The sequence below is a fragment of the Streptomyces sp. NPDC031121 genome (genome assembly GCF_055570615.1).
The window spans coordinates 218,498-240,621 of sequence record NZ_JBVIGV010000003.1; the positions used below are offsets into that span (position 1 = coordinate 218,498).

Annotated in this window: 10 protein-coding genes; all 10 read left to right on the forward strand. The window is 69.3% G+C overall.

Annotation, left to right across the window (positions count from 1 at the left end):
• Positions 1-3,343: Rne/Rng family ribonuclease (locus ACZ462_RS06625; RefSeq protein ID WP_468251502.1), on the forward strand; the 3,343-nt coding region annotated here is incomplete at its 5' end.
• Positions 3,344-3,746: 403 nt separating this feature from the next.
• Positions 3,747-5,255 (forward strand): FG-GAP repeat domain-containing protein, encoded by a 1,509-nt coding sequence (locus ACZ462_RS06630; RefSeq protein ID WP_467806897.1) that lies wholly within the window; start codon positions 3,747-3,749, stop codon positions 5,253-5,255.
• Complete coding sequence (locus ACZ462_RS06635; protein ID WP_467806899.1) at positions 5,255-8,845, forward strand: LamG domain-containing protein; 3,591 nt, start codon at positions 5,255-5,257, stop codon at positions 8,843-8,845. The genes ACZ462_RS06630 and ACZ462_RS06635 overlap by 1 nt, the downstream gene beginning before the upstream one ends.
• A 126-nt stretch (positions 8,846-8,971) precedes the next feature.
• The gene (locus ACZ462_RS06640; protein WP_467806900.1) at positions 8,972-15,835 is read left to right on the forward strand and encodes a polymorphic toxin-type HINT domain-containing protein; all 6,864 of its coding nucleotides are present in this window, start codon (positions 8,972-8,974) and stop codon (positions 15,833-15,835) included.
• A 177-nt stretch (positions 15,836-16,012) separates the two neighbouring features.
• Positions 16,013-16,459 carry a hypothetical protein gene (locus ACZ462_RS06645; protein WP_467806902.1) on the forward strand — a complete coding sequence of 149 codons (447 nt, stop codon included), beginning with the start codon at positions 16,013-16,015 and terminating at the stop codon, positions 16,457-16,459.
• A 538-nt stretch (positions 16,460-16,997) separates the two neighbouring features.
• Entirely contained in the window at positions 16,998-17,318 is a 321-nt protein-coding gene (rplU, locus tag ACZ462_RS06650; protein WP_114057537.1) for a 50S ribosomal protein L21, read from the forward strand.
• Positions 17,319-17,332: 14 nt separating this feature from the next.
• A complete protein-coding gene (gene rpmA, locus ACZ462_RS06655; RefSeq protein WP_008738950.1) occupies positions 17,333-17,587 on the forward strand; it encodes a 50S ribosomal protein L27 in 255 nt (84 codons plus the stop codon).
• A gap of 165 nt (positions 17,588-17,752) precedes the next feature.
• Positions 17,753-19,198 (forward strand): GTPase ObgE, encoded by a 1,446-nt coding sequence (gene obgE / locus ACZ462_RS06660; RefSeq protein ID WP_467806904.1) that lies wholly within the window; start codon positions 17,753-17,755, stop codon positions 19,196-19,198.
• A 78-nt stretch (positions 19,199-19,276) separates the two neighbouring features.
• The gene (locus ACZ462_RS06665) at positions 19,277-20,893 is read left to right on the forward strand and encodes a glycosyltransferase family 2 protein (RefSeq protein ID WP_467806905.1); all 1,617 of its coding nucleotides are present in this window, start codon (positions 19,277-19,279) and stop codon (positions 20,891-20,893) included.
• 60 nt (positions 20,894-20,953) lie between these two features.
• Complete coding sequence (galE, locus tag ACZ462_RS06670; RefSeq protein WP_467806906.1) at positions 20,954-21,955, forward strand: UDP-glucose 4-epimerase GalE; 1,002 nt, start codon at positions 20,954-20,956, stop codon at positions 21,953-21,955.
• Positions 21,956-22,124: the final 169 nt, after the last annotated feature.

A 22,124-nucleotide genomic window follows, 5' to 3' on the forward strand; every position in this document is an offset into this window, starting at 1 on the left:
CGCGTCCGTCGAGGCGCCCGCCGCGTCCGTCGAGGCTCCCGCCGCCCCGGCTCCGCGGACCCGCCGCCGTGCCACCCGCGCCGCCTCCGCCCCGGTCGCCGAGGCCGCTGCCGCCTCCGTCGAGGCGCCCGCCGCCGAGCCCGTCGCGCAGGAGGCCCCCAAGGCCACCGTCACCGTGGCCGACGCCGTCGACGCGCCCAAGCGCGGCCGCCGCCGCGCCACCCGCGCCGCCGCCACGGCCGCCCCCGCCGCCGAGAGCCCGGCCGCCGCCACCGCGCAGCCCGCGGCGGAGGAGCCCGCCGCCCCGGCGCGCTCCCGCCGCGCCGTGCGCCCCGCCGTTCCCGTGTTCCAGGCTCCGGTCTTCACCGAGCCGATGTTCCAGACCCCGGAGACCGCCGCCCTCGCCGCGGCCGCTGCCGCGGCCGAGGCCCAGGCGGACGAGGCCGAAGAGGACGAGGAGGAGGCCGAAGCCGAGGTCGAGGCCGTCCAGGCGCCCGCCGCGCAGCCGTCCGGCCGCCGCCGCCGGCGCGGCCGCGGTGCCGTCGAGGCCCCCGCCGCCGAGGCCGCCCCCGAGCCCGCCGACGAGGAGCCGGAGGCCGAGGCCGCCGACCTCGACGAGGACGAGGCCGACGACTCCGACGAGCGCCCGTCCCGCCGCCGCCGCCGCGGTGGCCGCCGTCGCCGCCGCGGCGAGGCCTCCGAGCTCGACGAGGCCGCCGAGGACGATGCCGACGCCGTGGACCAGGAGGCCGCCGAAACCGAGGAGGACGAGGACGAGGCCGAGGAGGCCGGCGCCCTCGGCACCGCCTCCAGCCGACGCCGCCGCCGCCGTCGCCGCCGCAGCGGTGACGCCGCCGCGGACTCCGACGCCGGTGACGAGGACGGCGTACGCACCGTCGTCAAGGTCCGCGAGCCGCGCCCCGTCCGCGAGAAGCCCGAGTCCGACGAGGTCCAGTCCATCAAGGGCTCGACCCGCCTGGAGGCCAAGAAGCAGCGCCGCCGCGAGGGCCGCGAGCAGGGCCGCCGCCGCGTGCCGATCATCACCGAGGCCGAGTTCCTGGCGCGCCGCGAGGCCGTCGAACGCGTCATGGTCGTCCGCCAGAACGGCGACCGCACCCAGATCGGCGTCCTCGAGGACAACGTGCTCGTCGAGCACTACGTCAACAAGGAAGAGGCCACCTCGTACGTCGGCAACGTCTACCTGGGCAAGGTCCAGAACGTGCTGCCGTCCATGGAGGCCGCCTTCATCGACATCGGCAAGGGCCGCAACGCCGTCCTGTACGCAGGCGAGGTCAACTTCGAGGCGCTCGGCATGGCCAACGGGCCGCGCCGCATCGAGACCGCCCTGAAGTCCGGCCAGTCCGTGCTCGTCCAGGTCACCAAGGACCCGATCGGCCACAAGGGTGCCCGCCTGACCAGCCAGGTCTCGCTGCCCGGCCGCTACCTGGTCTACGTGCCCGAGGGCTCGATGACCGGCATCAGCCGCAAGCTGCCCGACACCGAGCGCGCCCGCCTGAAGACCATCCTCAAGAAGATCGTCCCCGAGGACGCCGGCGTCATCGTGCGCACCGCCGCCGAAGGCGCCAGCGAGGACGAGCTGCGCCGCGACGTCGAGCGCCTCCAGGCGCAGTGGGAGGAGATCCAGAAGAAGTCGAAGCAGATCACGACGTCGTCGCCGAGCCTGCTGTACGGCGAGCCGGACATGACCGTCCGCGTCGTGCGCGACATCTTCAACGAGGACTTCTCGAAGGTCATCGTCAGCGGCGACAGCGCCTGGGAGACCATCCACGGCTACGTCTCGCACGTCGCCCCCGACCTGGCCGGCCGCCTGCAGCGCTGGACGTCCGAGGTCGACGTCTTCGCCACGTACCGGATCGACGAGCAGCTCGCCAAGGCGCTCGACCGCAAGGTGTGGCTGCCCTCCGGCGGCTCCCTCGTGATCGACAAGACCGAGGCGATGGTCGTCATCGACGTCAACACCGGCAAGTTCACCGGCCAGGGCGGCAACCTCGAGGAGACCGTCACCCGGAACAACCTGGAGGCGGCCGAGGAGATCGTGCGCCAGCTGCGGCTGCGCGACCTCGGCGGCATCGTCGTCATCGACTTCATCGACATGGTCCTGGAGTCGAACCGCGACCTGGTCCTGCGGCGCATGCTGGAGTGCCTGGGCCGCGACCGTACGAAGCACCAGGTCGCCGAGGTCACCTCGCTGGGCCTGGTCCAGATGACCCGCAAGCGGGTCGGCCAGGGCCTGCTGGAGTCCTTCTCCGAGACCTGCGTCCACTGCAACGGGCGCGGCGTGATCGTCCACATGGACGCGGCGTCCGCGGCCGGCGGCAACGGCGGCAAGCGTGCCAAGCGGCGCGGCGGCCGGGGCCACGAGCACGACCACGAGGTCGAGGCCGTGGAGGCCGCCGAGGCGGTCGCCGTGGCCGAGCCGGAGGCGGAGACCGAGGCCGAGGTGGCCGCCGAGGCGGCCGCGCCGATCGCGCTGCCCGAGCCGGCGTTCGCCCCCGACGAGGAGCTGTACAGCAGCGTCGCCGAGGCGGAGGCCGCGGCCGGGATCAGCAGCCGCCGCAACCGGCGCCGTGCCACGCGCAAGGCGACCGCCGCCGCGGGTGCCCCGCGTGCCGCCGCTGCTCCCGCTGCGGCGCCTGCGGTCGAGGCCGCGCCGGCACCGGTGGTCGAGGTGGAGGCCGAGCCGGTCACCGCGCCGGCCGACACGGTGCTGGAGCCGGCCGCGGAGGCCGTCGCCGAGGCCGTGGCCGCGTCGGACACCGTCGAGGCCGAGCCGAAGGGCCGGACGCGCCGCCGCGCCACCCGCAAGGCGACCGCCCCGGCGGCGGAGCCCGCCCCGGCCGTCGAGGCCGAGCCGGAGCCCGAGCCGGCCGTGGTGCCGGAGCCCGAGCCGGCCGCCGCCGCCGAGCCGGAGCCCGCCGCCGAGCCGCAGCCGGAGCCCGCTCCGGCCGAGGCCGAGGCCCCCGCGGCAGCGCCGGCCCGCCCGCGGCGCCGCGCCGTCCGCAAGGCCACCTCGCCCGCCGGCTCGCCGGCCGGCGCGGAGGCGGCGGTGGTCGTCGTCGAGACGGCCCCGTCGGAGCCCGCCCCGGCGGCCGCCGCCGAGCCCGAGGCCGAGGCCCCGGCCGGGGAGGAGGCGGCCCCGGCCAAGAAGACGGCCCGCAAGACGGCCGCCAAGAAGGCCCCGGCGAAGAAGGCCGCCGCGAAGAAGACGACGACGGCCAAGAAGACCGCCGCCAAGAAGACGACGACGGCGACGAAGAAGACGACGGCCAAGAAGGCGGCGAAGAAGGCCGCCCCGGCGGCCTCGGACCCGTCCGAAGGCTGACCGCGACCGACCTGACGGTCGCCCGCGTCACGGGCCCCGCCCGGTACCGACCCCGGTACCGGGCGGGGCCCTTTTTCGCACTCGTGATCAATCCGTTAGATCACTGATCGGTCAATGTCGGATATTGCTCTTGTACATGCCAAGTCGGTGCGTCAAAGTGGCCGTACGCTTACGCGGCTTGTCACGGGTGGGGACCACTGGCGAGCGGGGGGATGAGCTCGTGCACGCATAAGTCGCGTCGTAGGCGCTCCGTAGTGCACATCTTCACGTTCCAGGCCTTTCCACAGTTGTCCGGGCGCCGCTTAGCGCCCCGCAACAACTGACGAAGGCAGAACCACACCCTGTGAGCAGAACAGTCCGCGCGCCACGCGGCGCGCTCAGTCGGCATGCGCTCAGGGGGTCCATGGCCCTGAGTGCCACAACCCTGGCCCTGGCCCTGACAGCTGGATCGACCCCTCTTGCGAGTCCGGCCGCCGCGGCCGAGGGCTGCTCCGGCGTCGAATCCGACTTCAATGGCGACGGCGTCCGTGACACCGTGATCGCCGACGCCGAAGCGACCGTGAACAGTGTTTCCAAAGCCGGTGTCGTGTACATCGTGTACGGCGGCGGAAAGGGCACTTTCGAACTGACCCAGGAGAGCGCCAGGGCGGGTGCCTCGGAAGCGGGTGATGGGTTCGGGTACTCCCTGGCCGTCTACGACGCCGACCTCGACGGCTGTTCGGACCTGGCGGTCGGCATTCCCTACGAGGATGTCGGCGGCCGCCCCGACGCGGGCCGGGCCGTGGTCGCCTACGGCTCGCCGGCCGGCCTGGCCGCCGGAAAGGCGAGCATCCAGTATCTGCAGGGGACGGCCCCGCTCTCCGGTGCCGCCGAAGCCGAGGACTGGACGGGCTACTCCGTTGCGGCCGGGAAGTCCTCGACGGGGGTTCCGTTCCTCGCCATCGGCGCTCCAGGCGAGGATCTGGGGTCCACGCCCGACGCGGGAGGCGTGATCTATGTCTCGGGCGCCTCTACGGTGAGCATCGGCATCATCAACCAGGACACCGCGACGGCCGGAGCGGTGCCGGACACGGTCGAGCCGTACGACCGGTTCGGGACGTCGATCGCAGCCACCCCCACCCACCTTGCCGTCGGTTCTCCCGGGGAATCCCAGGGAACGAACGTGGACGCCGGGTCGGTGACCACGTTCAGCCATACCCTGGTCTCCGGCGTTCCCACACCGCTGAACGTCATCACGCAGGATGCCCCGAACGTGTTCGGAACCTCCGAGACGGGCGACGGTTTCGGCACCTCGATCGCCGCCGTGCCGTACCGAGCGGAAGGTGCCACGAGTACGACGGAGTCCCTCCTCGTCGTCGGCATACCCGGTGAGGAGAGGAGCACCACGCAGGACTCGGGCGGGGTCCAGGTCTTCAGGCTCGCCGCGGGCGGTGGATTCCAGGAGACGCAGTACATCGATCAGGCGAGCTCCGGTGTGTCGGGTACTGCCACGTCCGGCGATCATTTCGGACAGCGTGTCGTCGCCGTCAACACCGAGCCCGACAAGGTCAGTACCCCGCAGAACACCCGTGTCGCCGTCGGCATCCCCGGCAAGGAGAGCCCCAGTGGTGTCACCGACCGCGGACAGGTGCAGATCCTGCCCCTGGTCGGGCCCCCTGGCGACAGTGATGTGCTTCTCGGACCGGGCTACGGCATACCGACGCCGGCCGCACCGCGCCAGTACGCGGGCATGAGTCTCGGCAGCAGTCCCGCCGGCCTCTTCGTCGGCATTCCCTACGGGCCGGTCGAGGGCCGTGCGGTCCACCTCTTTCCGTGGAACGTCGGCATGGGCGGAGCCCCGACCCAGACGTTCAAGCCCGGAGAGGGTGGGATTCCCCACCGAACCGGCACCTTCGGAACGGCGGTCCGGTGATGGCGAAGCAGACGTCAGCGGTCCGTTGGACCGTCCGTACCTCCGTTGCCGCCGTCACGGCCGGTGCCGCCCTGGCCGTCGGTCTGGGAATGCCGTCGGACCGGGATCCCCGGCCTACCGAGACGGTGGCCGTGGGCACGCCCGTCCAGACCGAGGCGGAGGCGCTCGTCGCAGCCCGCAGGAGCGGCAAGCAGGTCGAGGTCCTCGGGCTGCGCACCGAGCAGCGGGAGATCTTCGCCGCGCCGGACGGCACGTACGTGGCCCGCGAGTACACCGAGCCGGTCCATGCCCTGCAGAGCGGCAAATGGGTCGGTATCGACAAGACTTTGTCCAAGAGGGCGGACGGAAGCGTCGCACCCAAAGCGACCACCGTCGGGCTGAGCTTCTCCGACGGTGCGGCGGGCAAGCCGTTCGTCACCATGCGCCGCGGTACCCATGAGATGGCGCTGACCTGGCCCTACGGGAAGCTCGCCGCGCCGGTCCTCGAAGGGGACACCGCCACGTACCCGGATGCGCTGCCGGGCGTCGACCTCAAGGTCCGCGCAGAAGCGAACGGCTTCGGTCACCTTCTGGTCGTCAAGACTCCCCAGGCTGCAGCCGATCCCCGGCTACAGCGCCTGGACCTCGGGCTCAAGGCCAAGGGCCTGACGTACAAGAAGAGCGCAGACGGCGCCGTCACTGCCGAGGACAGCGTGGTCGGTGGAACGGTCTTCCAGTCCGGTGCGCCGACGATGTGGGACTCCACCGCCTCTCAAGAGGCCGCCGCACGCAGCAAGGGCCCCAAGGCCATCGCCCAGTCCCTTTCCGCGGCTCGCGCAGACGCGCCCGGCGGAAAGGACGCCGCCGCAGCGCTCGCTCCTTCCCTGGAAGGCCCGGGCGGAGGCGGGAAGGCGGCGCCCCTCGGCATCGAGGTGTCTGCCGACAAGCTGACCCTTGTTCCCGATCAGAAGCTGCTGCGCGACGGTGCCACCGTCTTCCCCGTCGTGATCGACCCGATCCAGAGGACGACGGATCGCTCTGGTTGGACCGCTGTCATGTCAGGCAAGCCTTCTGTCGGCGAGTGGCAGTACTCCGGCAGCGCAGGTGTCGGCAAATGCCCGACGGACTACAGCGCCGCCTCTTGCGCCGGCGTCGGCGTACGCCGCGTCGCCTTCCAGATTCCGCTGTCCTTCTACAGGGGCAAGCAGGTCCTCGGCGCGACGTTCAGCGCCCGCGTCCAACATGTGTATTGGGCCGATGCCCGTGCCGAACCCATCCAGCTGCAGCGCATCGGAGACGGCAGCGCCCGCCTCGACAGCACCAGCAACTGGTCCAACACCCAGAGCGCCGCGCTGACAACTCTGGAGACGCTGAACCAGAAGATCCAGCCGACCAGCTGCGAGTCACAGGCCAACATGCACTTCAAGTCCGGTGCGACAGGAGGCCTGACCAACAGCGTGCGCACGGCCGCCAACGAGGGCTGGCCCTCGATGGTGTTCAATCTCAAGGCCCAGGACGAGAGCACCTTCGGCGGCTGGAAGCGGGTGTGCGGCAACGCGTACCTGTCCATCAGCTACAACACGCTGCCCGGCACCATCAGTGCCGGCGCCATGTCGTCGAACCCCGGCGGCCCCTGTGTCACCGGAGGGAGCCGGCCCTATACCGACGTGCCGCCGACGCTCCGTGCCGTCGCCAATGACGAAGACGCGGGTGAGCAGGTCAAGGTCCGCTTCAAGGTCGAGTGGAAGGACGCGTCCGGTACGGCCGCGTCTTACGAACACGACACGGAATACAAGGCGCCCACGACATCGACGCCGTTCGAGCACATCGTGCAATCCGCCATACCGGAGAACACGGTGATCTCCTGGAGCGTCGCCGCTCATGACGGGGACGGCTGGGGCCCCTGGAGCGCCAAGTGCGAATTCACGTACGACAAGTCCTTCCCGGGCAAGCCGAACGTGATCTCCACGGAGTACCCGGACACCAAGGAATACCACGACGGCGTGGGTGCTCCCGGCACGTTCACCCTCTCACCCAACCCGGACGACGCCGTGCCCGACACGGACATCGTGAAGTACCGGTACTCCTTCGACGGTGAGCTGCCTTACAAGGAGGTGTCCGCCTCCACGGCCGGCGCCTCCGTCTCGGTCAGCTGGACACCCACGCGTCCCGGCCCCCATTGGGTCGACGCGATGGCCGTCGACAAGGCGGGGCACGCGAGTGCCATCGCCCGACACAGCTTCTACGTGGCTGCGGGTGCCGCTGCCGCCGCCCAGTGGAACCTGGCCGACGCTCCGGGCGGCAACGCGGCCGACGAGGAGACCGGCAAGTACCCGGCCGGCTTCGGCACCGGCGTGACCTTCGGCGTGCCCGGACCGGGTGGGGCCATCGACTCGGCGGCCCACTTCGACGGCACCGCCAACAGCTGGATCGACGCCGGCAGCACGGTGCTGGACACCCTCAAGGGCTTCAGTGTCAGTGCCTGGGTCCGTCCGACCAGCCTCGACCGCGATATGACTGTGGTCAGCCAGGACGGCACGGGTGAGCCGGGCTTCCTCCTCGGCTACGACGCCGTCGCGAAGACGTGGAAGTTCTCCATCCCCGTCGGTGACGTGGACACGCTCGGTGAGTGGAAGGCCGTCTCCACGGGAGTCGTCCCGGTCAAGGACGAGTGGGTGCTGCTGACCGGTCTGTACGACGGCGCAGCGGGCAAATTGCAGCTGTACGTCAACAAGGAGCTGAAGGGCGAGATGACCCGCCGCTCCGTCTGGAAGTCGTACGGTCCGCTCCAGATCGGCCGCCACATCGACAAGGCCGGCTACGAGGGTGCCTTCGCAGGTGATCTTGCAGAGGTTCGTGTCTTCGGCAGGCCCCTTCTGCCGACCCAGATCAGCGAGATCACGACGGTCAAGCCCGACCGCAAGGGGTATTGGCAGCTGAACTCTGCAGAGCTCGGGATGGCTCCCAACCGGGTCGCCGAGGGGCAGGCACTGGCCTTGGCCGGGAACGCCTCGATCTACATTCCCGACGTGTTGGACCCGTTCGCGACGGCTCCCATGGTGGGCGCGGGCCAACTCGTTCTGGATGGTGACGGGGACTACGCCTCGACTGCCAACGCCCCGGTCACGGGAAGCCAGAGCTTCACGTTGTCTGCCCGAGTCCAGCTCGGCTCGCTCGACGCCACAGCGTCGCAGACGGTGTTCTCCCTGCCCGGGGCGAAAGCCAACCGTGTCCAGGTCCGCTACCAGGCTGCCACGAAGCGCTGGGAGCTCGCCGTTGCGGGGTCGGACACGGCGGGAGCCCCCGTGAAGGTCTTCTCCGACGACCAGGCCCTGCCCGACACCAACCCCGTGGGCCAGCACCTGGCCGTCGTCTACGACGCCTTCGCCGGCCAGATCCGCCTGTACGTCAACGGACAGCTGGCGGCCTCGGCGCAAGGCGTCGAGAACACCACCTGGGCCGCCACCGGCGGCCTGCAGGTCGGCCGCTCGGCGCTCGGCAACGCCGAGTACTTCGCCGGAGCGATCGACGAGGTCCGCGCATATGGCGGCGCCCTCGATTCCACGGCCGTCGTCCAGTTGGCCGGAACCGGAGAGCTCACCGACCGCTAGCCCTCCTTCCGGACAGGTGTGCCCGCCCCGTACCGGGCGGGCACACCTGTCCGTTCATGCAGTTTTTCCTGTCCATTCCTGTGGAGTGCACTGATGTCTCTACGCGGCCGATTGCTCAATCGGCGCATGTCACGGCGGACGCTGGGGTCCGTCGTCATCGGACTGAGCCTTGCTCTGTCCGCCTCGTCCGTCCAAGCTGTGGAGGCTGCCGCCCCCGTCGGCACCAAGAGACCCGGAGTCCAAGACTTCGGCGACCCGGTCAAGGGGACGAAGGCCAAGGCCAAGGGGCGCCCGGCCAACGCCACCGCCAAGGCCGCGGTCAAGAAGCTGGACAAGCCTGTCTGGCCCGGACGCGGCAACACCGAACTGCCCGTGCAGGCCGGAGGGAAACCGGCAGCGGCCAAGGTGAAGGTGGGTGGGCTCCCCGTTGGCGTCACGGCCCCCAAGGACCCCGGGGCCAAGGTGTCGACGGCCCCGTTCCGGTCCGCGGCCGTGGCCAAGCAGCCCGCCAAGGTGCAGGTGGACGTACTGGCCCCCGAGCGGGCCGCGAAGCTGGGCGCCGGCGCTCTGCTGCGCGTCCAGCGCACGGACGTCGGTGACAACTCGGGCCAGGTGAGGCTGGACATCGACTATTCCGCCTTCGCCGACGGGTTCGGCGGAGGGTACGGCTCCCGACTGCGCCTCGTAGAGCTTCCGGCATGCGCCGCTGTGGCCGATCCCGGCACCGCTGCCTGCCCTGAACTCCCGAAGCCGCTGAAGACGGTCAACGATCCGAAGGCGAAGACCGTCTCCGCGGACGTCTCCGCGGCGGCACGGCCCGCAGCCATGACGATGGCGGCGGCCGGCACCGAAGCAACCGGAGCCATGGTTGCCCTCGCCGTCGGCGACTCCTCGTCGCAGGGCAATTACGCGGCCACCCCTCTCGCTCCCTCCTCGAAGTGGAGCGTGGCCAACTCCTCGGGCGGATTCTCCTGGTCCTATCCGCTGCGCACGCCGCCCGCTCCCGGAGGCCTGGCACCCACCATCGGGCTCGGCTACTCCTCCCAGTCCGCGGACGGTCGCACCTCCGACACCAACAACCAGGGTTCCTGGCTCGGTGAGGGCTTCTCCTACGAACCCGGTTACGTGGAGCGCCGTTACAAGCCCTGCTCCAAGGACGGCCAGAGCAGCTCGGCCGAGCAGTGCTGGGCCTTCGACAACGCCACCGTGATGCTCAACGGCACGGCCACCGAGCTGGTCAAGGGCGACGCGGACGGCAAGTGGCGGTTCGCCGCCGACGACGGCTCAAAGGTCGAGCAGCTCATCGACGCCGTCAACGGCGACGACAACGGTGAGCACTGGAAGATCACCACGACCGACGGCACCGAGTACTACTTCGGCAGGAACCGGCTGCCCGGTTGGGCCTCCGGCAACGAGGAGACCGCTTCCGTCTGGACCGCCCCGGTCTTCGGCAACAACGCGGGTGAGCCCTGCCACAACGCGACGTTCACGAGCGCGTGGTGCCAGCAGGCCTGGCGCTGGAACCTCGACTACGTCAAGGACCGCCAGGGCAACGTCATGTCGTATTTCTACGGCAAGGAGACCAACCACTACGCCCTCAACCGCAAGACCGACGTCAACGGAACCCCGTACACGTCCGGCGGCTACCTCAAGCGCATCGACTACGGTCAGCGCGAGGCTTCCGTCTACTCGGCCAAGGCCCCGGCCCGCGTCATGTTCACGACGCAGGAGCGCTGCCTGCCGACCGACACCTTCAAGTGCCTCCCGGCCGATTTCAAGAAGGAGAACGCAGCATTCTGGCCGGACGTCCCGATGGACCGGTACTGCGCGGCGAACACCAAGTGCAACACCACCCAGGTCGCCGCGTCCTTCTGGACCCGCCAGCGGCTGACGGGCGTCACCACCCAGATCCGCAAGGACGCCACGACCTACGAGGACGTGGACGCCTGGACGTTCACCCACCAGTTCACCGACAACGGTGACCAGTCCAAGACTCTGTGGTTGTCGAAGATCGACCACGAGGGCCGCAAGGGCGGCAGCGCCAAGGTCCCCTCGGTCGAGCTCATGGGAACCCAGCTCGCCAACCGGGTCGACGGCCTCGGCGAGTCCATCGCCCCCTTCCACCGCTTCCGCCTCTCCACGGTCCTGAGCGAGACCGGCGCCCAGCTGGACGTCAACTACGCGCCGACGGAGTGCACGAAGGACGCACTGCCCACGCCGGGGGAGTCCACCAAGCGGTGCTACCCGGTCGTCTGGTCCCCGCCGGGATTCCTCGACCCGATCACCGACTGGTTCCACAAGTATGTGGTCTCACAGGTCGTCGAGACCGACCGGACCGGCGGCGCGCCGGACCAGGTCACCAAGTACGACTACCAGGGACCCGCGGCCTGGCGTAAGGCCGAACCGGACGGGATCACCGAGGACAAGTACCTCACCTGGGGTGGCTGGCAGGGCTACGGCAAGGTCAAGGTCACCAGTGGCGGCGAGGCCTCGCAGCCTACTCGTGTCGACTACACCTACCTCCAGGGCATGAACGGCGACAAGCTGCCCGGCGGCGGTGCCCGCTCGTCTGTCGTCACCGACTCGGAGGGTGGCGCCCACACCGACCACAAGGAGTTCACGGGCCACGAGCTGGAGGCCGCCACCTACAACGGCGACACACTCGTGTCCAAGATCATCAAGACGCCGATGCGGCACCACACTGCGACGGACACCAATCCCTGGGGCACCAGCCACGCCTCGCTCACCAAGACCGTCAAGACACGCGGTTTCACCGTGACCGAGGGCGGCGACGGCCGTCGCGAAACCGAAACGAACACCACCTACGACCTGGCCAACGGCACAGGACGCGTCCTCGTCTCGGAGGATCTGGGCGACCTGTCCACCACCGCTGACGACACCTGCACGCGCACCAGCTACGCAGACAACACGGCTACGAACCTGCTCAGCATGGTCTCGCGCACCGAGACCGTCTCGGTCAAGTGCGCGTCAACCCCCGACCGCAAGACCCAGGTGCTCTCCGACGAGCGCACCTCCTACGACGGCCTGGCATTCGGAGCCGCGCCCACCGCGGGCAACGCGACGAAGGCCGAGCGGATGACCTCGCACAGCGGGACCGCCGCCACCTACCAGGTCACGGGCACCACTACCTACGACGGCTTCGGCCGTCCGACGTCGCAGACCGATGCCTCGGGCGCCGAGACGAAGACGGTGTACATCGACGTCAACGGTTTGATCTCCAAGAGCCAGGTCACCAACGCACTGGGCCACATCACCACCACTGACTACGCCCCTGCCTGGGGCCGGTCCACCGGCCAGACCGACCCGAACGGCAAGCGCAGCGACTTCGCGTTCGACCCGCTCGGCCGCATCACATCGGTGTGGCTGCCGGACCGCTCCAAGTCTGCCGGCCAGACCCCCAGCATCAAGTACAGCTACAACTTCCGCACCGACAAGCCGGTCTCCGTCAAGACGGAGAAGATCGAGATCGACGGCTCGTACGGCGCCGAATACCAGCTGTACGACAGCCGGCTGCGGCCCCGCCAGAAGCAGACCGAAGGCCCGAGCGGCACCCGCATGGTGGCCGACACCTTCTACAGCCCGACGGGCAAGGTCGCCAAGGTCAACAGCACTTACAACGCGGTGGGGGCGGCTTCGGACGAGCTTCTGATCGTCCGCAACGGCGATGTCGGCGCCCAGGCCCTGTACGAGTACGACGGGCTGGGCCGCACGACCGCCGAGATCTTCGCGGTGGCGGGCGGCGAGCAGTGGCGTACGACGTACGTCCACGGCGGCGACCGGATCCACATCGACCCCCCGGTGGGCGGCACGCCGACCACCACTCTCACGGACGCGCAGGCCCGGACCATTGAGGTCCGCCACTACAAGGGTGCCTCCCCGGTTCCGGCCGGACCGACGTCCGGGTACGACACCACGAAGTACGCGTATACCCCCTCGGGCAAGCTGAAGCAGCTCACCGACGCGGCGGGCAACGTGTGGTCATTCAAGTACGACCAGCTGGACCGCATGACGGAGGCGGTGGATCCGGACTCCGGCAAGCGGTCGACCACGTACGACGAGGTAGACCGCCCCGTTTCCACGACGGACGCACGCGGCAAGACGGTCTCAACGGTCTACGACAAGCTCAGCCGACCCTTGACGACGTGGGACGGCCCGGCGAACACCGGCACCAAGCTGACCGAACGGCGCTACGACAAGGCCGGCTGGCTCGGCATGGAATGGGCGTCGCTGCGCTACACCAACGCGACCGAATACTTCGCCATGGTCGTCCAAGCGATGGACGAGTTCTACCAGCCGCTGAAGACGGCCTACACCGTCCCCGCCTCCTCGGGCACCGGACTGGCCGGAACCTACGTCTTCGGCAGCGCGTTCAACCGTGACGGCACCAAGCAGAGCGACTCGCTCCCCGCGGCCGGCGGCCTGGCCGCCGAGACCCTCGCCTACGGCTACGACGACATCCAGCGCCTGAAGACGATGACAGGCACGACGTCGTACGTCACCAACGCCATCTGGTCGGGCCGGACCCTGCTCCAGCAGCTGGAGCTGAACACCGGCGGAAAGAAGGCGTGGCAGACCTACGAGTACGAGACCGGAACCGACCGCCTGACCAAGTCGAAGGTGGACGTCTACGGCTCCACCACCGGTCCGGCCAAGGAGTCGAACTACTCGTACGACCAGATCGGCAATGTCAGGTCGATCGCGGACACGGCAGGAGCAGGCGCGCCTGACCTGCAGTGCTTCGCGTACGACTACCAGAACCGGATGACGGAGTCCTGGACCCCGGCCACCACGAAGACCGCGGCCGCCGCGGCGGGTACGGTGGGCAGCCAGGCCCCGGTCTCCGGCTCGGGCCCGGCAGCCTGCAACCAGGCTCCCGGCTCCGGCGCTTTGGGCGGCTCGGCGCCGTACTGGAACTCGTACACCTTCGACGCGGTGGGCAACCGCCTCACCGAGACGGCGCACGACACCGGCCTGAACGCGGCGAAGGACGTCAAGCGCACCTTCTCCTACCAGGCGGGGACCCACCGGGTCGAGAAGGTCGTGGAGAACACCCCGACCGGCGACCGCCAGTACACGTACGGCTATGACGCGGCGGGCAACACCACCACCCGCACGATCGGAGGCAACACCCAGACCCTTGCCTACGACGCGTCCGGCCGGGTCATGAAGAACAGCCAGCCCGATGACGTCACCACTCCGGACAAGAACGAAGCGTCGGAGACGACCTTCCTGTACGGAGCCGACGGCAGCCGCATCCAGCGCAAGGACGCCACCGGCACCACGGTGTACCTCCCGGGCATGGAGCTGCGGCTGGACGCCGGATCGACGACGGCGAAGGCCACGCGGTACTACGCCTTCGCAGGCCAGAGCATTGCGGTCCGCACGCCGGACAACAAGCTGTCGTTCCTCGCGTCCGACCACCACGGAACGGGCGAGCTGGCCATCGATGCGATGACTGGTGCGGTCGCCCAGCGACGGATGGACCCGTACGGCAACAAGCGGGGCACTCCGCAGGGCACCTGGCCGGGTGAGAAGGGCTTCGTCGGCGGCACGATCGACGCCTCGACGGGCCTGACGACGATCGGCGCCCGCGAGTACGACCCGTTCCTGGGCAAATTCATCACCCCGGACCCGGTCGTCGACACCAACGACGCCCTGCAGCTCAACGCCTACGCATACGCCCACAACCGCCCGGTCAGCGCGAGCGACCCGACGGGCCTGTACGACCCGGACGAGCGGGCCTTCTGCCAGAAGAACGCAGGTGCCTGCACCAACGGCCGGTATGACCGAACGGCACCCACCCAGCCGGATCCGGTCGATGACGCCCAGCGCGATCTGGATCGGGCCGAGAACGAGTTCAGGGGTGCCAAGAACAAGATCAAGAGCACTGTCAAGCAAATCACCAAGATCCTCATGGATGAGCTGGGCGTCACCGCGGCTCTGGACTGCTTCTCCAGCGGTGATCTCGGCGCGTGCGGTGAGACCGCCCTCAACATAGCGAGCAGCTTTGTGGGAGGCATGGTCGGCAAGGTCTTGGCCAAGTACGCCTTCAAGTGGGAAAAGGCGGCAGCGCTGGCCAAGCGTCTGACAGGACTAGCGGGCGATCTGATCGACGGAATCAAGGCGTGGTACAAGACGTCGAAGGCGGTCGAGAAAGCCAAGGGCGCTCTGGCTGCCGCGAAAGAACGGTTTGGTCGCACGCCAGGCACATGCCCCAGTCCGCACAGCTTCCTGCCCGGGACGGAAGTCCTGCTTGGTGACGGATCGACGAAGAAGATCGAGGACGTCCAGACAGGAGACCGTGTCACCACCACGGACCTAGCCACCGGTGAAACCGTCACGCGTGAAGTAGTGGCAACGATCGTCACGCAGGACGACAAATACTTCGTGGACTTGACCGTGACCAACGATTCCGGCGAGTCTTCCCTCATCTCGACGGTAACCCATCCTTTCTGGGTCGAGGCGGAACAGCGGTTCCTCGAGGCCGGTGACCTCCGGCCGGGAATGACCCTGCGAACGCCGACAGGTGCCACAATTCAGCTGTCCGGCATGCGCTTCTTCAATGAAGTGCGTCAGACGTATGATCTCACCATCAATGAGATCCACGCGTACTATGTTTTGGCGGGGGTCGCCCCGGTTCTCGTTCATAACTGCGATACAGGTGGGCTGAGCCTTTCAGGTGCACGGCAGGTGAGTGGGCGCTTTCCTAGGACCGCCGACCCGGGTGAAATTCTTTTCCGTCAGAAGGAGGATGGTAAGGTTACTGCGTATGCGCGGTATGACGAGGATGGTGAACTTGCCCAGCGCGCTGACCTGGATCCTGAATCTGCGGCGCATGCCGGAATCCCTGCCCCGCACATTCTTGACATGGTGAAGCATAAAAACCCGAAAACGGGACAGGTTTTCCGTAACTGGGCAAAGATGCCCCGGCCTCTGCGCCCGGAAGAGGAACTGTGTGGCTGTCGATAGACCCGACGCCGGCGTGGACGGCAGGCATTGCGAACCGTTCTGTGAATGATTGAATTCCGGTAGGTTGCGCTCCTCGGGCGCTCGTGGAACGTCGCGGGCGCCCGAAGGCCCCTACCTCCCAGCTGGACAAGTGAATCCAGTAGCTGCCCGCCAAGTGCGTGAAGTAAGGAGGCATCCGTGGATGATCCGATGGATTACCCTGGAATTAAATCCTGGGTACAGGAATGGGGGGGTGCGGTTGACTACGTGGATTATGTGAAAAAAAACGCCAACGTGGCCACTTTGGTGGCGCTCTCGAGGATTTTTTGGCCGCGGTTTATCGAGGTGCGGGGGTGCGTGTTGTGGGATCGCGTGTACGAGGAGTCAAATTTCGAGGCCTGGTATGAGAATCTCTCTGGTGACGTCCCAAAAGTTGAGGCGACATTGAACCGGCTGCATGTTTGGCAGGTCGTAGATTCGGATGATACGGAAGAAGACTGTGAGGCGCAGGAGTTTTTTGCCGCACGTGTTGCGAGAACTTGGAGAGCCGCCTTGTCTTCCGAATTTCCTCGCCGAAACTTCGATGTTCGGGTTATCGGGTCCGAGGATGGTCCGACTGTTGCTTTCTCTTCTATCTCAAACTAGGTCCGCGTATCTCCTTGTGTACGGTTCAAAGGTTTAAGGTTCCGAGCCATCCGAGGTCGCCTTATTCTGATCCCGCAATCCTTGAAATAGAACCCAACTAACTGGCTGCTCTCGGCGCCTCGGACTTGGGCCTCCTGGGGCCATGTAAAAGCAGTAACCTTCGTGAAGTGGCCGACGGCGTGGGGGATGGCTACAACGCTGTGTAACCGCGGGCGTCTCGCCGTCACCGGATCAGAACCTGCACTGCACCGTTGTCTCGGGGGTCGAGCTGACCAACTCGAGACGGGCGAGGTCGATCGCCGGGCAGAAACGGCGATATGGCGACCGGTGGCGTACCTGCTCCAGGTTCCCGCACTCTGAGCCCCGGTTTGACCTCTCAAACCGGGCCCCGTAATCTTGACCGTCGGCGTGTCTACGTGCGCGCCAGCCACTGAGCACCTCACCTCCCGAGCCGCTGCGCGGTCCGGGGGAGGCCGATCCGCGTTCTGCGGGAGACGGCTGGCTTCAGGGGTTCCCATCGAGCGAGAGAGAGATCCGCGTGTACGCCATCGTGCGCAGCGGTGGTCGCCAGCACAAGGTTGCTGTCGGCGACATCGTTGAGGTTGACAAGATTTCCACTGCCAAGGCTGGCGACACGGTCGAGCTCTCGACCCTGCTCGTTGTCGACGGCGACGCCGTGACCAGCGACCCGTGGGTCCTGGCGGGCATCAAGGTCCAGGCCGAGGTCGTGGACCACACCAAGGGCGCCAAGATCGACATCCTGCGCTACAAGAACAAGACCGGCTACCGCCGTCGCCAGGGTCACCGTCAGCAGTACACGGCGATCAAGGTCACGTCCATCCCGTCGGCCGCGAAGTAAAGAGGGACTGAGCAATGGCACACAAGAAGGGCGCATCGTCCACCCGGAACGGTCGCGACTCCAATGCCCAGCGGCTCGGCGTGAAGCGCTTCGGCGGTCAGGTCGTTTCCGCTGGTGAGATCCTCGTCCGCCAGCGCGGCACGCACTTCCACCCGGGCGCCGGTGTCGGCCGCGGTGGCGACGACACGCTGTTCGCCCTGCAGGCCGGCGCGGTGCAGTTCGGCACCCACCGCGGCCGCAAGGTCGTGAACATCGTTCCGGCCGCCTGATCCAGCTCCTGCTGATCAAGCGTTCGTAACTTACCGAGGGCGGATCCCACCTCTTCCCGGCAGGCGCCGGGAAGAGAGGTCCGCCCTCGGCGCGTTTGCACGTACACACGTTTAATGGACAGCAAGGCCTGTCCGGGACATCCCGTCTGTATCTGGAGGAACACCATGACCACCTTCGTGGACCGCGTCGAGCTGCATGTCGCCGCGGGTAACGGAGGCCACGGCTGCGCCTCCGTGCACCGGGAGAAGTTCAAGCCGCTCGGAGGCCCCGACGGGGGCAACGGCGGCCGCGGCGGCGACGTGGTCCTCGTCGTGGACCAGTCCGTGACGACGCTGCTGGACTACCACCACAGCCCGCACCGCAAGGCCACCAACGGCAAGCCCGGCGAGGGCGGCAACCGCTCCGGCAAGGACGGCCAGGACCTCGTCCTGCCCGTGCCGGACGGCACCGTCGTCCTCGACAAGCAGGGCAACGTCCTCGCCGACCTCGTCGGCCAGGGCACCACGTACGTCGCCGCCGAGGGCGGCCGCGGCGGCCTCGGCAACGCGGCGCTCGCCTCGGCCCGCCGCAAGGCGCCCGGTTTCGCGCTGCTCGGCGTGCCCGGTGCGGCCGGCGACATCGTCCTGGAGCTGAAGACCGTCGCGGACGTGGCGCTCGTCGGCTTCCCGAGCGCCGGCAAGTCCTCGCTGATCTCGGTGCTCTCCGCCGCCAAGCCGAAGATCGCGGACTACCCCTTCACGACGCTCGTCCCGAACCTGGGCGTCGTCACCGCCGGCTCGACCGTGTACACGATCGCGGACGTCCCGGGCCTCATCCCGGGCGCCAGCCAGGGCAAGGGTCTCGGCCTGGAGTTCCTGCGGCACGTCGAGCGCTGCTCCGTCCTGGTGCACGTCCTGGACACGGCCACGCTGGAGTCCGACCGCGACCCCGTCTCCGACCTCGACGTCATCGAGGAGGAGCTCAAGCAGTACGGCGGCGGCCTGGAGAACCGGCCGCGCCTCGTCGTCCTGAACAAGGTCGACATCCCGGACGGCAAGGACCTGGCCGACATGATCCGGCCCGACCTGGAGGCCCGCGGCTACAAGGTCTTCGAGGTGTCCGCGGTCGCCCGCACCGGCCTGAAGGAGCTGTCCTACTTCCTCGCGGAGGTCGTCGCGAAGGCGCGCGCCCGCAAGCCGAAGCAGGAGGCGACCCGCATCGTCATCCGCCCGAAGGCCGTCGACGAGACCGGGTTCTCCGTCACCTTCGACGAGGCGGAGGGCGTCTACCGGGTGCGCGGCGAGAAGCCGGAGCGCTGGGTCCGCCAGACCGACTTCAACAACGACGAGGCCGTGGGCTACCTCGCCGACCGCCTCAACCGCCTCGGTGTCGAGGACGAGCTGCTGAAGGTCGGCGCCCGCGCCGGCGACGGCGTCGCCATCGGATCCGACGAGAACGCGGTCGTCTTCGACTGGGAGCCGTCCATGATGGCCGGCGCCGAGATGCTGGGCCGCCGCGGTGAGGACCACCGCATGGAGGCTCCGCGTCCGGCCGCGCAGCGCCGCAAGGAGCGCGATGCCCGCCGCGGCGACTCCGCGCAGAACGAATACGACGAATTCCGTCCGTTCTGACCTGAATCATGCGGTCGACGGGCGCATCGGGCGGCGGAGTTGAAGGGATGTTTACCCGGGTCGCCTAGGATCCACGGGGTGAGCAGCACCCACCCCCCCAGTGTCTCCGTCGTCGTGATCGCCTACAACGACGCCGGGCTCGTGGGCGAAGCCGTCACCTCGGCTCTCGCCCAGGGCCCGGTCGTGGCCGAGGTCATCGCCGTCAACGACGCCTCGGCCGACGGCACCGCGGAGGTGCTGGACGGCCTGGCCGCCGTCCACCCGCGCCTGAAGGTCGTCCACCGCACGGAGAACAGCGGCGGCTGCGGCACCCCCCGCAACGACGGGATCGCCGCCGCCACCTCCCCGTACGTGCTGTTCCTCGACAGCGACGACGTCCTGCCGCCCGGCGCCGCCGAGGCACTCCTCCGCGCCGCCGAGGAGCACCGCGCGCCGGTGACCGTCGGCGCCTGCGTACGCAGGGAGCTGCCCCAGCACCACGACACCCCCTGGGTGCCCGGCCTGTACCGGCACGGCGAGGTCGTCGACCGGCCGGCCGACCGGCCCGAGCTGGTCCGCGACACCCTCTGCGTCAACAAGCTGTACGAGCGCTCCTTCCTGGAGAAGCACGGCATCCGCTTCCCCGACGGCCGGTTCACCTACGAGGACTTCGTCTTCACCGCCCGCGTCCTCGCCGCAGCCCCCCGCATCGCGGTCGTCGAGGACCTCGTCTACGTGTGGCACGTCCGCCGCGCCGCCGCCCAGGTGTCGATCTCCCTGGACCGCAAGGACGTCTCCAACTGGCGCTCCCGCATCGAGGCCCACCGCACCGCCGCCCGGATCCTCACCGAGGCCTCCCCGGCGCTCGGCTTCGCCTGCCAGGTGAAGTTCCTTGAGTACGACCTGCGGATGTACCTGCGGGAACTCGGCGGCGACCCCGGCTACCAGGCCGACTGGTGGGCGCTCACCCGCGACTACCTGGCCACGTTCGACGAGGCCGCCGTCGAGGCCGCCGGGGCGCACGCCCGCTGGATCGTCCGCGTCCTGCGTGCCGCCGACACCCCGCCCGCCGACCTGGAGCGGCTGACCCGGTTCGCCGCAGAACCGCCGCGGCTGCTGCCCCCGTACGCGACCGGCCCCGGCGGCCGGCCCGTGTGGAGCGACGCCCTCCCCGTCGAGCTGGACGGGCTGGAGGAGCTGCCCGCCGCCGAGCTGCCCGCCACCGTCGACGCCGGCGCCGGCGCCACCGGCCTGCGGATCCGGGTCCACGACCTGTACGGCCGGCTCGCGGAGGCCGGGCCCCGCACCGTGCGGCTGCGGTTCGTGCCCCGCTTCGGCGGCGAACCCCTCGTCGACCGGCCGGTCGACCTGCGCCCCGCCGCCGACGGCAGCGGCTGGACCTGCAACGCCCCCTTCCCCCTGACCGCGGTCGCCGCCGCCGGGCGCCGGCAGGGCCGCCGCGGCATGCAGTCGTGGGGCGTCGAGATCGACATCGCCTTCGCCGACGGCACCGCCCTGGCCACCGCGCCGCGCCCCCTCGACGCCCTGCTGCGCCGCAGGGCGCTGCTCAGCAGCAGGTACGGTGTGCTGCTGGCGCAGCCGTTCCGCACCGCCGGGGGATCCCTGGCCCTGCGGCTCGCGCCGGGAGCCGCGGGCGCGCTGAGCTTCGTACGCAACCGTCTCCACCGGGCCCGCGCGGGCCGCGCGGCGGGATGACGCGGCCGGCGGCCCCGAAGGCCGCCGTCCGGACCCACGGAATGCACTCGGGAGAAACGCATGACTTTTCTGATCACCGGCGGCGCCGGCTACATCGGCTCGCACGTCGTCCGCGCGATGCTGCTCGCGGGTGAGCAGGTCGTCGTTCTCGACGACCTGTCCACCGGCAACGAGGACCGTGTCCCGGAGGGCGTCCCGCTGGTGATCGGCTCGGTCCTGGACCGCCTGGTCCTGGACGAGGCCATCCGCAAGCACAAGATCACCGGTGTGGTGCACCTGGCCGGCAAGAAGCAGGTCGGCGAGTCCGTCGAGAAGCCGCTGTACTACTACCACGAGAACGTGGAGGGCCTGCAGGTCCTGCTCGGCGCCGTCGCGGCGGCCGGCGTCCGCAACGTCCTCTTCTCCTCCTCCGCCTCCGTGTACGGCATGCCGGACGTGGACCTCGTCACCGAGGAGACCCCGTGCGCGCCGCTGAGCCCGTACGGCGAGACCAAGCTGGCCGGCGAGTGGCTGATCCGCGCGGCCGGCCGGGCGCACGGCATCGCGACGGCCTGCCTGCGCTACTTCAACGTGGCGGGCGCGGCCACCCCGGAACTGGCCGACACCGGCGTCTTCAACCTCGTCCCGATGGTTTTCGAGCGCTTCGACAAGGGCGAGGGCGCCCGCATCTTCGGCGACGACTACCCGACCCCGGACGGCACCTGCATCCGCGACTACATCCACGTGGAGGACCTGGCCGAGGCGCACGTCGCCGCGGCCCGGAAGCTGCGCGAGTGGGCGGACGCGGGCGAGTACCGCGACCTGACGGTCAACATCGGCCGCGGCGAGGGCGTCTCCGTGCGCGAGATGGCCGCCCTCCTCAACGAGGGCACGGGCCACGCGTACGAGCCGGTCGTCATGCCGCGCCGCCCCGGCGACCCGGCCAAGGTCGTCGCTTCGGCCGACCGCATCCACGCCGAGCTGGGCTGGAAGGCGAAGCACGACGTCCGCGACATGATCACCTCGGCGTGGGCGGGCTGGGAGGCCAACCGCGGCAAGACCGCGCCCGCTTCGGAGCGCTGAGCACCCGCCCGTCCCGGCGGGGGGGGGGGGGAGGGGGGGGGGGGGGGGGGGGGGGGGGGGGGGGGTGGGGGTGGGGGGGGGTGGGGGGGGGGTGGGGGGTGGGGGGGGTCGTCTGCTTCACCACCGAGGGATACGTCCCCGCAGCAACGCGCACATCCAGCTCGACGGC

What these genes read in the sequence shown, in the direction of transcription:
- ACZ462_RS06630 (WP_467806897.1), top strand. Translation starts at nt 3,747, where the DNA reads ATGGCCCTGAGTGCCACAACCCTGGCCCTGGCCCTGACAGCTGGATCG.
- ACZ462_RS06635 (WP_467806899.1), top strand. Translation starts at nt 5,255, where the DNA reads ATGGCGAAGCAGACGTCAGCGGTCCGTTGGACCGTCCGTACCTCCGTT.
- ACZ462_RS06640 (WP_467806900.1), top strand. Translation starts at nt 8,972, where the DNA reads ATGTCACGGCGGACGCTGGGGTCCGTCGTCATCGGACTGAGCCTTGCT.
- rpmA (WP_008738950.1), top strand. Translation starts at nt 17,333, where the DNA reads ATGGCACACAAGAAGGGCGCATCGTCCACCCGGAACGGTCGCGACTCC.
- obgE (WP_467806904.1), top strand. Translation starts at nt 17,753, where the DNA reads ATGACCACCTTCGTGGACCGCGTCGAGCTGCATGTCGCCGCGGGTAAC.
- galE (WP_467806906.1), top strand. Translation starts at nt 20,954, where the DNA reads ATGACTTTTCTGATCACCGGCGGCGCCGGCTACATCGGCTCGCACGTC.